The sequence below is a fragment of the Blastococcus xanthinilyticus genome, from assembly GCF_008124835.1.
Lineage (GTDB): Bacteria > Actinomycetota > Actinomycetes > Mycobacteriales > Geodermatophilaceae > Blastococcus > Blastococcus xanthinilyticus.
The window spans coordinates 1-13,807 of sequence record NZ_VNHW01000009.1 but is presented as its reverse complement, the minus strand read 5'-3'; the positions used below and the strand labels follow the sequence as shown (position 1 = coordinate 13,807).

The window sequence follows — 13,807 nt, the reverse complement described above, 5'->3', positions numbered from 1 at the left end:
AGTTCCACCGCCAAATACCTGTGCTCCGCACGTGAATCGCGCGGTAGCTTCTGTTCGCTGAGGACAAAGGAGACTGACGATGCCGGGTGTCGCGCCATTCCCCGAAGCCGTCGCCGACGCGATGCGGAGGGAGCTGCCGAAGGTGGCCGAGCGGGCCGTCGAGGAGATCATCGTCGCGGTGCCGGGCTACGCGGACGCCTTCACCGGGAAGATGGGGCGCAAGATCTCCACGGCGGTCGAGCTGACCCTGCGCGGCTTCCTGGAGCTCGCCGCGGCCGGCGGGAACGCCGACGCGGCCACGCCGGGTGGGCCGGTCGTGGAGGCGGCGTACGCCCTCGGCCGCGGTGAGGCGCGCAGCGGCCGCTCCATGGACGCGTTGCTCGCCGCCTACCGCGTCGGCGCGCGGGTGTCCTGGCGGGACATGAGCGCGGCGGCGGTCGCCGCAGGCCTCGGGCCCGAGCCGGTGGCACGGTTCGCCGAGCTGGTGTTCGCCTACATCGACCGGCTGTCGGCCGCCAGCGTGTCCGGGCACGCGGACGAGCTGGCCTCCAGCGGCCGGGCGGCCCAGCGGCTGCGCGAGCGGCTGGCGCACGCGCTGCTCACCGGCGCCCCGCACGCCGAGCTGATCGGGCTGGCGCAGCGGGCGGAGTGGACGCCGCCGCGCACGCTGACCGCGGTGCTCCTGCCCGAGGGCCGGACCCGGGGCGCCATGGTCTCCCTCGATCCGCGGACGCTGCTCGCGACGGAGGACGTGCCGGACCTCGAGCCGACCGGTGACCTCGCCGTGCTGCTCGTGCCCGACGCCGAGGGAGTCGCCCGTGGTGCTCTGCTGCGCGGGCTCGCCGGCCGGGAGGCGGTGGTGGGCCCGGCCCGCGGCTGGTGGGAGGTCCAGGCGTCGTACGGCCGGGCGCTGCGGGCCCTGCGGCAGGGGCTGACCGGCGCGGAGGGCGAGCCGGTGGACACCGACGCCCGGCTGGCCGAGCTCGTCCTCCGTGCCGACGAGCAGGCGCTCGCCGATCTGCGCACCCGGGTGCTGGCGCCGCTGGAGTCGGTGGGGGACACGGCGCGGGAGAAGCTGACCGAGACGCTGCGCTGCTGGCTGCTGCACCACGGTCGCCGTGACCAGGTGGCCGCGGCGCTGTTCGTGCACCCCCAGACCGTGCGCTACCGCATGACCCAGCTGCGGGAGCTCTACGGGCCGCGGCTGGAGGACCCGCAGACGGTGCTGGACCTCACCGTGGCCCTGGGCGTGGCCGTGCCACCACCCGCGCCACCGGAGGCGTCCAGCGGTCGGTGACCGCCGTTTCACGGGAAACAGCGGCGGACCTGGCGGTGACCCGCGCCAGGCGGAAGGCTCGGCCCGTGACCGTCGATCTGGCCGCCGCGGCGGACTTCCTGGCCGGGTCTGGCCGCGTGCTCGACCGCCGGCGGTTCGACCTGCTGACCGGCGGGGGCGATCCGGCGGCCGTGCTGGCCGCCGTCGACGGCTACCGCAATCCGGACGGCGGCTACGGCTGGGGTCTGGAGCCGGACCTCCGGTCGGGCACCAGCCAGCCCGGCGGCGCCCTGCACGCGTTCGAGGTCTTCGCCGACCTGGCGCCGGGGACGACGGGGCGGGCACGGGAGCTGTGCGACTGGCTGGCCGCCGCCACGCTGCCCGACGGTGGCCTCCCGTTCGCCCTGGCCGTTCCCGACCCGGCCGCCTGCGCTCCCTTCTGGACCGGCGCGGACCCCACCCGCGCGTCGCTGCAGATCACCGCCGTCGTCGCCGCCGGAGCGCACCGGGTGGCGGGCACCGATCCCGCCGTGGCGGGGCATCCCTGGCTGGCCCGGGCGACGGACCACTGCCTGGACGCGATCGCCGGCCTGGCCGGCGGCGCGCACGCCATGGAGCTGGCGTTCGCGGCGCAGTTCCTCGACGCCGCCGCGCCGGTCCGGCCGGAGGCCGCGGACCTCGTGGACTCCCTGCGCCCGCAGGTGCCGGCCGACGGGCTGCTGCACGTGGCCGGGGGAGCCGACGACGAGTACATGCGGCCGCTGGACTTCGCTCCCCTGCCGGGCGGTCCGGTGCGGGCCCTGTTCGCGCCGGCCGTCGTCGACGCCGAGCTCGACCGGCTCGCCGCGGGCCAGCAGCCCGACGGCGGCTGGGCGGTCGACTTCGACAGCTGGTCCCCCGCGGCCGCCCTGGAGTGGCGCGGGCACCGCACGGTGCAGGCGCTGATCCAGCTGCGGGCCAACGGCCGGCTCTGACCGGACCCATCCGGGGAGCGGCCGGGCGGCGAACACCCCTGGGTGCCGTGCGGGCGGTCGCTGACCCTGGCGGCCCGCACGGCATCGCGGCACAGGGCTCCGTCAGACGGGGCGGAGGACGGCCACCAGGAAGTCCGACGCGGGGGTGAACGGCCGCAGGTCCCAGGTGGACAGCAGCAGGTCCGGCGCCCAGCCGGCTGCGCCGGCGTCGGCGAGGAACTCGTCGAAGTCGTACCCCCGCCCGGCCCCGAACCCGATGGCGGCCCGGCCCCCGGGGGCGACGTGCGCCCGCAGCCGGGTGAGGACGGCGCCGCGCGTGGACGGCGCCAGGAACGCCATCACGTTGCCGGCGCTGACGATCGCGTCGAACGGCTCGGGGACGCCGCGGGCCGGGAGGTCGAGCTCGGCCAGGTCGCCGACCAGCCAGCGCGGCCCGGGGTGGTCCTCGTCCGCTGCCGCGATCAGCACCGGGTCGACGTCGATCCCCACCACCTGGTGGCCGACGGAGGCCAGCCAGCCCCCGACGCGGCCGGGCCCGCAGCCGGCGTCCAGGACCCGGGAGCCGCGCGGCAGCATCGCGTCGACCAGCCGGGCCTCCCCGGCCAGGTCCATCCCCTGCGCCGCGAGGTCCCGGAAGCGCTGCACGTAGGCCCGGGAGTGCTCCGGGTCCTCCTGGGTCATCCGCGTCCACGTGCTCGGCTCGGTCATGATGCCGTTCTACACGGGCATCCGCCGGCCGGTGCGGTCACCCGGGCGTCCAGGACGGCGGGTCGGCGGGCTCCAGCAGCGGGTCGTCGGCGGCGAGCGTGCGCACCGGCCCGGGGGGCGTCGTCGGCCCCTCGAACCGCACGGTGACCCGGCCCAGCCCGCGACCCCACACCCAGCCAGAGCCGAGCTCCTGGTGCCGCACGTCCTGGCCGGGCCACCAGCGCTTCTCGACCGGCAGCTCCGGCTGCCCGGCCGCGGGCTCCGCAGCGTCGGGAGCCGCACCGGCGTCCTCCGCCGGCTCCTCGTCGTCGGCGAACAGGTCGCCCTGCGCGTACAGCGACAGCCCGGAGACGCCGACGCCCAGCAGCCGCAGCCCGCCGCTGGTGCCGGCCTCGGTGAGCAGCCGGCGGGCGGTCGCGGCGATCAGCCGGGGGTCGTCGGTGGGCTGGGGCAGGGTCTGCGAGCGGGTGATGGTCGTGAAGTCGTACCGCCGGAGCTTCACCGTGACGGTCCGGCCGGAGTAGGCCGACGACCGCAGCCGGTTGCCCACCCGGGTCGCCATCGAGTCGATCTCCCGGCCGAGCACGGCCAGATCGGTGAGGTCGCGCTCGAACGTCTCCTCGTGCGACACCGACTTCACCTCCCGGTCGGGGACGACCGCCCGGTCGTCCTCCGCCCGCGCCAGCGCGTACAGCCCCGCCCCGTGGGCCCGGCCGGCCAGCGCCACCAGGTCGGGCAGCGACTTGGCCGCGAGGTCGGCCACGGTGGACACCCCGACCTGGCGCAGCCGCTCCGCCGTCGCGGGGCCGACCCCGCCGAGGCGGGTGACCGGCAGCGGGTGCAGCACCTCGAGCTCACCACCCGGCGGGACGACGACGAGCCCGTCGGGCTTGTCGAGATCCGAGGCGATCTTGGCCATGAGCTTGGAGCTGCCGATGCCGACCGACCCGGTCACCCCCCCGGTGGCCGCGGCGATCCGTTCCTTGAGCCTTCGGCCGAGTTCCGTCACACCGGAAACGGAGAGGTCGTGGCCCGGCCCGGCGGCGAGGTCGACGTAGGCCTCGTCGATGGAGACCGGCTCCACGAGCGGGGAGAGCTCGCGGAGCAGCTCCATGACGACGTCGGAGGTCCGCCGGTACGCGGCGAACCGACCGCCGAGGAACGCCGTCCCCGAGGGGCAGCGACGGCGGGCCTCGGCCGTGGACATCGCCGAGCGCGCGCCGTAGGCCCGCGCCTCGTAGGAGGCGGTGGCGACGACGCCGCGGCCGCCGACGCCGCCGACGACGACGGGGCGCCCGCGCAGCGACGGCTTGTCACGCTGCTCCACCGCGGCGAAGAACGCATCCAGGTCCAGATGCAGGATGCTCGCCTCCCGCCGCATGGCACCGATGATCGCCTGCGGTGCCGGTCCGGCGGCGGGCGGCCCGCCGGAACCGCGGCGGCACCGGTCGCTCAGCCGGCGGGAGCCCAGCTCTCCCGGACGTGCGCCGCCCGCCAGAACTCCAGCTCGTAGCGCGCCGCGACGGTGAAGGCCGCCAGCATCGCCGGCTCCTCGGCCGGCGAGGCCTCGGCCGCGGCGTCGGTCAGGGCGCGGGCGCGGGCCGTGGCGAGCTGGAAGGGCTCGGCGTCGTAGGTGGCGACCCAGCGGCGGTACGGGTGGTCGGCCGCCGCCCGCGCCACCGGGGCCAGCCGGGCGCCGACGTCGGCGTAGACCCAGTAGCAGGGCAGCACCGCCGCGGCGGCGACGGCGTAGGGCGCGGTGGCCGCCGTCGCCACCAGGTAGGAGGTGTAGCCCAGGCAGGTGGGCGAGGGCTCCGGCGGGCGCGCCGGCGGGGCCCCGGCCGACCCGAGCAGGTCGGTGGACAGCAGATCGGCGTGCAGCTGGGTCTCCACGACGCCGCAGTTCTGCGCGGAGCCGGCCCAGAACGCCGCCGCTCCGGGGTCCGGCGCCCGGGCGGCCAGCAGCGCCAGCGCCCGCGCGTACCCGCCGAGGTAGAGGGCGTCCTGCTCCAGGTAGTGGCGGAACACCGCCGGGGCGAGGGTGCCCTCCCCCAGCTCGGTCAGGAAGGCCAGCTCGTCGATCGCCCGGCGGAGCTCGGCGGTGGCCGCCCAGGCCCGGTCGCTGAAGGAGCTCACGCCGGCCAGATCCCGGCGAAGTGGTGCACCGGCCCGTGCCCGGAGCCGATCCGCAGCGCGGCGCCCTCGGTCAGCGCCCGCTGGAGGTAGGTCCGCGCCGTCTCGACCAGCGGTGCCCAGTCGGGCGGCCCGTCCGCGCGGGCGGCCAGCGCCGCGAGCGCCGAGGAGAGCGTGCAGCCGGTGCCGTGCGTCGCCGTGGTCGCGACGCGGGGCCGCCGGCTCTCGACCGTGCCCGCGGCGGTGGCCAGGACGTCGACGCTCTCCGAGCCGCCCAGGTGGCCGCCCTTGAGCAGCACCGCCCCTGGGCCCAGGTCCAGCAGCGCCCGCGCCTGCGCGTGCAGCCCGGCGACGTCGGGAGCCGGCGCCGCGTCCAGCAGGGCCGCGGCCTCGGGGACGTTCGGCGTGATCAGGTCGGCCACCGGCAGGAGGTCGGTGCGGACGGCGGCCACGGCGTCGTCGTCGATCAGCCGGTCGCCGCTGGTCGCCACCATCACCGGGTCGCACACCACCGGCCCCGGCCGCCGCTGCGCCAGCACGCCCGCCACCGCCCGCACGACCTCGGCGCTGCCCAGCATGCCCAGCTTGGTGGCGTGCACCGCGACGTCGTCCAGGAGCGTCTCCAGCTGCTGCACCACGAAACCGGCGGGCACCGGGTGCACGCCGGTGACGCCGTGGGTGTTCTGCGCGGTGAGCGCGGTCAGCACCGCGGTCCCGTAGGCACCGAGGGCGCTGAAGGTCTTCAGGTCGGCCTGGATGCCGGCTCCCCCGCTGGGGTCGCTGCCGGCCACGGTGAGCGCGGTCGGCGTCATCGCGCACCCACCGGGCTCAGCGCCGCGCGCAGTCGCGCCGCGGCCGCGCGTGGATCGGGGGCGGCGCAGACGGCGGAGACGACGCAGATCCCGTCCACCCCGGTGGCCGCCGCCGCGGCGGCCCGCGTGGCGTCGATGCCGCCGATGGCCACGGCCCGCAGCCCACCGGCGTGCGCGGCGGCGGCCAGCTCGCGGGTGGCGTCCAGCCCCAGCCCGGGCCCGGCCTCGGGCTTGGTCGGCGTCGCCCACACCGGGCTCAGCCCCACCACGTCGACGGTGCCCGGTGGCAGCGCCAGCGCCTCGGCCAGGTCGGCGGCGCTCTCCACCGAGACCCCGAGCAGCCGGTCGGGCCCGATCAGGGCGCGCACCTCGTCGGCCGGCAGGTCCTCCTGGCCGACGTGCACGCCGTCGGCGCCGGCCAGCAGGGCGACGTCCACGGCGTCGTTGACCACCACCGGCACGTCCGGGCGGTCGGCCAGGGCCGCCTGCACCGAGCGGGTCAGGGCGAGCAGCTCCCGGCGGGGGGCGAGCTTGTCGCGCACCTGGACGGCGGTGACGCCCCCGGCCACGGCGGCGCGCACCACGTCGGCGACCGGCCGCGGGAGGCAGAGGGCGGTGTCGGTGACCAGGTAGAGCGTGGGGTCGAACGGCGGTCTCATCAGGCCGGCCGGACGTCGGCGCGGGCGAGGTCGTCGGGTCCAACCGCGTCCAGGGCGTCCAGCCAGGCGGCCGCGAAGGTGCCCGGACCGGCGGCGGTGGCCGCGGCCCGTTCCGCGGCGAGGGCGACGTGCGCGTGCGCGGCCACGGCGCCGGCCAGGGGATCCCCGGTCGCCGCGACGTACGCGGCGACCAGGGCGCCGAGCGCGCAGCCTGCGCCGGTGGTGCGGGTCAGCAGGGCCGATCCGCCGCCGACGCGGACGGTCCGCGTGCCGTCGGTGATCAGGTCCACCTCCCCGCTCACCGCGACGACCCCGCCGGTGCGGGCCGCGAGCCCCGCGGCGGCGCTGCCCGCGTCGTCGGCGCCGGCGGTGCTGTCCACGCCGCGACCGCCGGCGCCGGCACCGGCCAGCGCCATGACCTCGGAGGCGTTGCCCCGGACGACGGCGGGGGCGAGCCCGACGAGCTCACCGGCCAGGGCGGTGCGGTAGGCGAGCGGGCCCACGGCCACGGGGTCGAGCACCCAGGGGGTGCCGGCCGCACCGGCCGAGCGGGCGGCCAGGCGCATCGCCTCCGCGGTGCGCTCGTGCACCGTGCCCACGTTGATCAGGACGGCGGAGGCGACGGCGGCGAAGTCGCCGGCCTCCTGCGGCGCGTCCACCATCGCCGGGGCCGCGCCGACGGCGAGCAGCGCGTTGGCGGTCAGCGTCTGCACGACCGTGTTGGTCAGGCAGTGGACGAGCGGGGCGTTCTCGCGCAGCGCCGTGCGGGCAGCGCGCAGGTCGACGACTTCCACAGCATCGGACATGCCGGGTGACATCCCTTCGCCAGTGCGAACTGGAGCAGGTTCGACGGGTGTGATCTCAGTCCCGGGCGGGACACCCCGTGCCACGGCCGAACCTAGCGCAGCCGGCGGGCGCCGTCCCGCGGGGTGGTTCCGGCCCTGGTCGGGGACCGGGCCGATCCCCTAGGTTCCGGCGAGTGACCCACCATCTCGCCCAGGTGAACGTCTCCCGGCTCCTGGCTCCGCTGGACAGCCTGGTGCTGGCCGACTTCATGGCGGCCCTGGACGAGGTCAACGCCGAGGCCGACCGGGCGCCGGGCTTCGTCTGGCGGCTGCAGACCGAGGACGGCAACGCCACCTCGGTGCAGGCCTTCGGCTGGGACACCGCCGGCAGCCACGGCGTGATCGTCAACCTCACCGTCTGGCGGGACGTCGAGGCGCTGGCCGGCTACGTCTTCGCCGGCCGCCACGTGCAGATCATGCGGCGGCGCCGGGAGTGGTTCGCCCGCGCCGCAGAGGCGACGACGGCGCTCTGGTGGATCCCGGCCGGCACCCTCCCCACGACCGACGACGCCGAGGAGCGGATCCGGCACCTGCGGGCGCACGGCCCCACCCCCGAGGCGTTCACCTTCCGCACGCACTTCCCGCCGCTGACGGAGACCGTGGCGCCGTCGTCGGACGACTGGCTCTGCCCGGTATGAGGCTGCTGCTGACCTCCGCCGGCCTCTGCCACCCGTCCCTGGTCGAGGCGGCGGCGGAGCTGGCCGGGCGCCCGCTGAGCGGTCTGCGAGCCGCCGTCGTACCCACCGCGGCCAACGTCGTCGACGGGGACAAGGGCTGGCTGATCGCCGACTACGTGAACCTCCAGCGCGCCGGCTTCGCCGCCGTCGACATCGTGGACGTCTCCGCGCTGGAGGGCGAGGTGTGGCGGCCGCGGCTCGAGGCGGCCGACGTGCTCGTGCTCACCGGCGGGGACACGACCCACCTGCTACGGGAGCTGCGGCGGTCCGGGCTGGCTGACCGGCTGCCCGGGCTGCTGGCGTCCCGGCTGCTGATCGGGATCAGCGCGGGCAGCATGGTCCTGGGCCCGGATCTCGCGCTCAGCGCGTCGGACAAGCCGCGTCCGGAGGACTGCGTCGGCCTGGGGCTGGTGGACCTCCTGGTGCTTCCGCACCTCGGTTCGCCCTACTTCCCGAACGCCTCGGAGGAGGCGCTGCGGGCGGCCGCGCGCGACCTGGCGCACCCGGTGTTCGGGCTGGCGGACGGGACCGCGGTGGCCGTGGACGGCGACCGGGTGACGGTCGTCGGCGAGGGTGCGCACGTCCAGCTCGGGGCGGCCGCGCCGCGATGAGCGCGGTCTCCGGGGCGGGTCCCGCCGGCACGGCGCGCCGCGGCCTCCCGGCCCCGCTCGGCTGGGCGGTGTGCGTGGTCCTCGGGCTGGCGCTGGGCTGGCTGTGCCGTTTCCCGCTCGCCAACACCTGGCTGACGGGGTGGGTGGTGGCCATGGAGGCCGGCTGGGCGGCGGTGGACCCGACCATGGTGGACGACGGGATCTCGATCTACTTCGTGTTCATCACCGGGCTGTGGTTGTTCTTCGCGGCGATCGCCGGGCCGCTGACGATGCTCGCCCGGCGCTGGGCCCGGCTGCCCGCCCGCGCCTGGTGGTGGACGTCGGTGGCGCTGTGGCTCACCCCGTTCGTGGTGCTCGACCTCCCCGGCCTGCTCCGCTGATCACCGCCGCCCTACCTCGGCCGTCAGCCCTCGGTGAGGGCGGCGGCGGGCAGCCAGTCGGCGTCGAGCAGCTCGGCGATCTCCTGCAGCGCCGAGGTGTCCGCCCCGGCGGTGGAGCCGCTGACCGCCAGCCGCTCGACCATCACGCGGGCCACCTGCTCCTCCACCGTGTCGGCGGCGAACGCCACCCGCCACGGAGAGCTGCGCCCGTCGCGGTGGGTCCGTCCCGTCACCTGGCGCGCCTGGATGCCGGAGAACCGGGGCTGGTGGAACAACCCCACCCTGGGCGCCTCCGACGCCGTCGCCCCGTCGGGCAGCAGTTCGCCCGCGTGCAGGCTGATCGAGGCGGTCACCGTGAACACGCAGACGGCGGCCTCGCCGCGCTGGAACCGCAGCCGCTCGGCCTCCACGTCGAAGCGGTCGCGCCCGTAGATGCCGGCGACCGGGATGCCGCCGTCGAGCAGCGCCTCGCGGATCGGGTCGGCCGCCGTCTCGACGAACTCGACCGAGACCGCCACCTGCCGCTCGGCCTCCACCTGCGCCTTGATCCACTCGACGGTCGCCTGCACGCGGATCAGCCCGGCCTTCTGCCGGAACCGGAGCAGTGCCGCCCGGCCCTTCGCGCTCTGCCGGGACCGGCGGGCCAGCTGCATCTCGGCGCGGAACTCCGACCACTCCGCCTCGTAGGCCGTCCGTTCCGCGGGCGTCAGCAGCACCGGCGTCCCGGTCACCGTGACCGGGCCCCACGGCGCGGGACGGTGCAGGGTGGCCGGCGGATCGGCGTCCGCGAGCCAGGACTGCAGGCGCGCGAGGTCGGCCCGGCGCTCGTCGGCGTCCTCGGTCCACTGCCAGCCGTAGCGGCCACGTTCCACGTGGAACGTGTGCCGCTCCAGCGCCTTCGGCAGATCGGCCCACTCCTTGATCGACTCCCCGTGCCGGGCGGCGAACTCCGGTGCCAGGTAGGGCAGCTCCAGCGGCGTGTGCGCCGGCGTCGCCGTGGCGGCCAGCACGTAGGGGGTGTCCTTGACCCGGGCGGCGCCGGAGACGGCCTTCCAGTGCTTCCACCGCTGGGTGGTCGTGTGCCGCACCATGTGCGTCTCGTCGGCGACGACGACGTCGAAGCGCAGCTTCGCCACCTTGCCCAGCCGGTCCCAGGTGGTGACGCACCAGCGCAGCCCGCCGTCGCCGAAGCCGGCGATGGAGCGCGCCCAGTGCGGGATGGTGATCGCCGCCGGCCGGTCGGCGATGACCAGCACGGTCCGGACTTCGCGCTGCTCGGCGATCGCCTTCACCGCCAGGATCGCCGTACCGGTCTTGCCGACGCCGGGATCGTCGCCGAGCAGGAAGACCCGGCCCCCGGCCGCGGCGTGCGCCGCCACCACGTCGGCGCCGTCGCACTGCTGGTCGCGCGGCGTGAGCGGCCGGCCCTCGGGGATCGGCCGCGGAACCTCGTTCAGCTCGTCCTCGAGGTACCGCTCGAGGCTGTACGGCGGCGGGTCGTAGGGCGCCAGCTCGGGCGGCAGCGAGCGACCCACCCAGACGGAGGCCTGCAGCCCCGGGTGCCAGACGGCGCCGGGCGCCGGCGCGCGGAAGGGGACGGCGAGCACCCACACCCGCTCCCCCGGCCCCGCGGTGGGCAGCTCGGGGGCGGCCTTCCGCGGCGCCGCCTTGCGCGCAGCCGGCTTCCGCGGCGCGGCCTTCCGCGTCGTGGTCCCCGTCGCCCGTCGGGTGCTGGTCCCGCTCCGGCGTCGTCCTGGCATCTGCGCCCCCTCGTCGATCCCCCGGGCACGGTAGAGGCCCGGGACGACGAAGCCGTGCACCCGCCGGACCGGCGTCGCGGAACGGGTTCCTCCGGGCCCCCCGCGTGCGGTAGACCGGTCGACGACACACAGCCGGCGCCGGGTCAGCGCACCGGGCGGCGGTGCCGACGTCGACCTGGGGCGCGGGCGGGGGGTCCGCGCCGGGAGGCCTCATGTCCAGAGCCGCTCGTCTGCTCCTGACCGTCCTCGTCACGCTGGCGGCGGTGGCGGTGTTCCCGTCCACCGCCTCGGCCGCGGAGCGGACGGTCACCTACACGGTGTCCACGCGCGGCGCCGTCGCCGGCGACCTCGGCCACTTCACGGCGATCGCCCGGGAGGTGCTCACCGACCCGCGCGGGTGGAGCCTGGGCGGGACCGTGGCGTTCGAGCAGGTGGGCTCGGGCAGCGACTTCGACCTGATCCTCGCCGCGCCGTCCGTCATCGCCGCCGCCTCCCCCGGCTGCAGCGCCCAGTGGAGCTGCCGGGTGGGCCGCTCGGTGTACATCAACGACGAGCGGTGGCGGTTCGGCACCTCGTCCTGGCCGCACGGTCTCGCCGCCTACCAGCGCTACGTCATCCAGCACGAGGTCGGGCACTGGGTCGGCATCCCGCACACCGACTGCCCGAGCGCGGGCCGGACGGCCTGGGTGATGCAGCAGCAGTCGATCTCCCTGCAGGGCTGCCTGGCCAACGTCTACCCCGTCCTGGAGGAACGCGCGGCGGCCGGGCAGCGCCTGGGGGTGTCGGTGGCCTGGTCGCCGGTCGAGCAGCAGTACCGGGCCCTGGGCGGGCCGGGCGGCTTCATGGGGCCGCCGATCACCTGGGAGCACCCCACCGCGGGCGTCGGCCGCTACCAGAGCTACGCCGGCGGCTACGGGGGCGGCGGGATCTACTGGCACCCGAGCCTGGGCGCCCACGAGGTGTACGGCGACATCTACGAGCGCTGGGGTGCGCTGGGTGCCGAGCACGGCGTGATGGGTTTCCCGCTGACCGGGGAGCGCGCCACCGAGGGCGTCGGCCGGTACCAGAGCTTCGCCGGCTGGTGGGGCGTGGGCGGGATCTACTGGCGGGCCGACCTGGGCGCCCACGAGGTGTACGGCGACATCTACAAGCGCTGGTCGGCGCTGGACGCCGAGCACGGCGTCCTCGGCTTCCCGCTGACCGGCGAGCGCGCCACCGTCGGGCAGGGGCGCTACCAGACCTTCACCGGCCGGTTCGGGGAGAGCGGCATCTACTGGCGCCCCGACCTGGGTGCGCACGAGGTGTACGGCGCCATCTACCGGCGGTGGGCGTCGCTGGGCGCCGAGCACGGGGTGCTGGGCTACCCCGTCTCGGGCGAGTACGACGTCGACGGTGGCCGGCGCAGCGACTTCGAGGGCGGCTACATCCGGTGGGACCGCGCCACCAACACCACGGAGGTGGTGACCGGCGGCTGACCGGACCTGGTGGGATGGCCGCATGACGGATGACGAGGAGCGGCTGCACGGGCGCGTCCTGGGCGAGCGGGGACCACGTGTCGTCTTCGTGCACGGGCTGTTCGGCCAGGGCAAGAACTGGACGACGATCGCCAAGGGGCTGGCCGACGACCACCGGGTGACCCTGCTCGACCTGCCGAACCACGGGCACTCCCCCTGGACCGACCGGGTCGACTACGTCGACATGGCCGGGTTGCTCGCCGCGGAGCTCGAGAGCTACGGGGAGCCGGTGACCCTGGTCGGGCACTCGATGGGCGGCAAGGTGTCGATGCAGCTGGCGCTGCGCCGGCCCGAGCTGCTGCGCGCCCTCGTGGTGGTGGACATCGCCCCGGTCGAGTACCCGCTCCAGGGCGGCCGGACCGAGGACCCCGACGAGGAGGCCTCGCCCTTCGCCGCCTTCATCGCCGCCATGCGGGAGATCGACCTGACCGCGCTGGCCAGCCGCACCGACGCCGATGCCGCGCTGCGCACCGCCGTCCCGAGCCGGATGGTGCGCAGCTTCCTGCTGCAGAGCCTGAGCCGCGAGGAGGACGGGGACGGCTGGCACTGGCGGCTGAACCTGGAGCTGCTCGGGCGCGACCTCGGCGAGCTCCGCGGTTTCCCCGATCCGCCGCCCGGCGCGGCCTTCGAGGGGCCGGTGCTGTGGATCGCCGGGTCGAACTCGCACTACATCCTCCCCGAGGACCGCGACCACATGGATGAGCTGTTCCCCAGCACGCGCCTGGTCCGGATCAACGACGCCGGCCACTGGGTGCACTCCGAGCAGCCGGAGGTCTTCCTGGCGACGCTGCGCCGCTTCCTGGACGTCGTCGAGTGACCGTCGCCCGGTCGCTGGCGCTCTTCGCGCTCGCCGCCCTCGCGGAGATCGGCGGCGCCTGGCTGGTCTGGCAGGGCGTCCGCGAGCACCGCGGCTGGGCCTGGATCGGCGCCGGTGTCATCGCGCTCGGGCTCTACGGATTCGTCGCGACCCTGCAGCCCGACGCGAACTTCGGCCGGATCCTCGCTGCCTACGGCGGCGTCTTCGTCGCCGGCTCGCTGGCGTGGGGGATGGCCGTCGACGGCTTCCGGCCGGACCGGTGGGACGTCGTGGGCGCGTCGGTCTGCCTCGTGGGTGTCGCGGTGATCATGTACGCCCCGCGGGAGGGGTAGCCCGGTGCGGCCGCGCCGCCGCCGGGTCAGGGGCCGGCGCGGCTGAGGACCTCGGTCCCGTCCGGCCGGTAGGTGTGCCACCGTGCGGTGCCGGGATCTCGGCGGATCGAGAACCCGCCCTCGTGACAGCTCGTGTGGTGCCGCTCGCAGAGCAGCGCGCCGTTGTCGCAGCTGGTCGGCCCGCCGTGCGCCCAGTGGGCGACGTGGTGGACGTTGAGCTTGCCCGGGTTTCGCGGACACCGTCACAGTGGCGGCATCGCCACGGGAGGGGTGTCTTCGTGGGCAGGGTCTACACGCAGGAGTTCAGGG

15 protein-coding genes, 1 pseudogene and 1 riboswitch are annotated in these 13,807 nt (G+C 76.1%); of the genes and pseudogenes, 8 read left to right on the top strand and 8 right to left on the bottom strand.

Features of this window, described 5'->3' with window-relative positions; genetic code table 11:
* Positions 1–79: 79 nt before the first annotated feature.
* Both BD833_RS14170 and BD833_RS14165 read left to right on the top strand, forming a co-directional pair.
* Positions 80–1,297 (top strand): PucR family transcriptional regulator, encoded by a 1,218-nt coding sequence (locus BD833_RS14170; protein ID WP_166533800.1) that lies wholly within the window; start codon positions 80–82, stop codon positions 1,295–1,297.
* Positions 1,298–1,362: 65 nt separating this feature from the next.
* Positions 1,363–2,250 carry a hypothetical protein gene (locus tag BD833_RS14165; RefSeq protein WP_166533799.1) on the top strand — a complete coding sequence of 296 codons (888 nt, stop codon included), beginning with the start codon at positions 1,363–1,365 and terminating at the stop codon, positions 2,248–2,250.
* A 102-nt stretch (positions 2,251–2,352) separates the two neighbouring features.
* On the opposite strand, the gene BD833_RS14160 is transcribed toward BD833_RS14165, so the two are convergent.
* The 6 genes from BD833_RS14160 to thiM all read right to left on the bottom strand — a co-directional run bounded on the left by BD833_RS14160 (position 2,353) and on the right by thiM (position 7,368).
* On the bottom strand, positions 2,353–2,958 hold the full coding sequence (locus BD833_RS14160; RefSeq protein WP_166533798.1) for a class I SAM-dependent methyltransferase: 606 nt from the start codon (positions 2,956–2,958) through the stop codon (positions 2,353–2,355).
* Between the two features lie 37 nt (positions 2,959–2,995).
* On the bottom strand, positions 2,996–4,339 hold the full coding sequence (locus BD833_RS14155; RefSeq protein ID WP_166533797.1) for a DNA polymerase IV: 1,344 nt from the start codon (positions 4,337–4,339) through the stop codon (positions 2,996–2,998).
* 71 nt (positions 4,340–4,410) lie between these two features.
* The gene (locus tag BD833_RS14150; RefSeq protein ID WP_208092671.1) at positions 4,411–5,094 is read right to left on the bottom strand and encodes a TenA family protein; all 684 of its coding nucleotides are present in this window, start codon (positions 5,092–5,094) and stop codon (positions 4,411–4,413) included.
* Positions 5,091–5,903 (bottom strand): bifunctional hydroxymethylpyrimidine kinase/phosphomethylpyrimidine kinase, encoded by an 813-nt coding sequence (thiD, locus tag BD833_RS14145; RefSeq protein WP_166533796.1) that lies wholly within the window; start codon positions 5,901–5,903, stop codon positions 5,091–5,093. The genes BD833_RS14150 and thiD overlap by 4 nt, the downstream gene beginning before the upstream one ends.
* On the bottom strand, positions 5,900–6,562 hold the full coding sequence (gene thiE / locus BD833_RS14140) for a thiamine phosphate synthase (protein ID WP_166533795.1): 663 nt from the start codon (positions 6,560–6,562) through the stop codon (positions 5,900–5,902). The genes thiD and thiE overlap by 4 nt, the downstream gene beginning before the upstream one ends.
* Entirely contained in the window at positions 6,562–7,368 is an 807-nt protein-coding gene (gene thiM / locus BD833_RS14135) for a hydroxyethylthiazole kinase (protein ID WP_166533794.1), read from the bottom strand. The genes thiE and thiM overlap by 1 nt, the downstream gene beginning before the upstream one ends.
* Positions 7,363–7,456: riboswitch (TPP riboswitch) on the bottom strand. (Overlaps the previous gene by 6 nt.)
* A gap of 85 nt (positions 7,457–7,541) precedes the next feature.
* On the opposite strand from thiM, the gene BD833_RS14130 reads away from it, so the two are divergent.
* The 3 genes from BD833_RS14130 to BD833_RS14120 are packed head-to-tail and all read left to right on the top strand — an operon-like array spanning position 7,542 to position 9,075.
* Positions 7,542–8,045: a DUF3291 domain-containing protein gene (locus tag BD833_RS14130; RefSeq protein WP_166533793.1), complete on the top strand. Its 504-nt coding sequence runs from the start codon at positions 7,542–7,544 to the stop codon at positions 8,043–8,045.
* On the top strand, positions 8,042–8,695 hold the full coding sequence (locus BD833_RS14125) for a Type 1 glutamine amidotransferase-like domain-containing protein (protein ID WP_166533792.1): 654 nt from the start codon (positions 8,042–8,044) through the stop codon (positions 8,693–8,695). Before BD833_RS14130 ends, BD833_RS14125 begins: the two co-directional genes overlap by 4 nt.
* Positions 8,692–9,075, top strand: a complete 384-nt coding sequence (locus tag BD833_RS14120; RefSeq protein ID WP_166533791.1) for a hypothetical protein — start codon at positions 8,692–8,694, stop codon at positions 9,073–9,075. Before BD833_RS14125 ends, BD833_RS14120 begins: the two co-directional genes overlap by 4 nt.
* 23 nt (positions 9,076–9,098) lie before the next feature.
* Here BD833_RS14120 and BD833_RS14115 read toward each other — a convergent pair whose 3' ends face one another.
* The gene (locus BD833_RS14115) at positions 9,099–10,835 is read right to left on the bottom strand and encodes a DEAD/DEAH box helicase (RefSeq protein WP_166533790.1); all 1,737 of its coding nucleotides are present in this window, start codon (positions 10,833–10,835) and stop codon (positions 9,099–9,101) included.
* A 212-nt stretch (positions 10,836–11,047) separates the two neighbouring features.
* Between BD833_RS14115 and BD833_RS14110 the strand changes: the two genes are divergently transcribed.
* The 3 genes from BD833_RS14110 to BD833_RS14100 are packed head-to-tail and all read left to right on the top strand — an operon-like array spanning position 11,048 to position 13,498.
* Positions 11,048–12,310, top strand: a complete 1,263-nt coding sequence (locus BD833_RS14110) for a DUF3152 domain-containing protein (protein WP_166533789.1) — start codon at positions 11,048–11,050, stop codon at positions 12,308–12,310.
* 22 nt (positions 12,311–12,332) lie between these two features.
* Positions 12,333–13,166: an alpha/beta fold hydrolase gene (locus tag BD833_RS14105; RefSeq protein WP_166533788.1), complete on the top strand. Its 834-nt coding sequence runs from the start codon at positions 12,333–12,335 to the stop codon at positions 13,164–13,166.
* On the top strand, positions 13,163–13,498 hold the full coding sequence (locus tag BD833_RS14100; RefSeq protein WP_166533787.1) for a YnfA family protein: 336 nt from the start codon (positions 13,163–13,165) through the stop codon (positions 13,496–13,498). The genes BD833_RS14105 and BD833_RS14100 overlap by 4 nt, the downstream gene beginning before the upstream one ends.
* 26 nt (positions 13,499–13,524) lie before the next feature.
* Here BD833_RS14100 and BD833_RS14095 read toward each other — a convergent pair.
* Positions 13,525–13,707 (bottom strand): annotated as a pseudogene (locus BD833_RS14095) (endonuclease); the annotation flags it as partial.
* Positions 13,708–13,807: the final 100 nt, after the last annotated feature.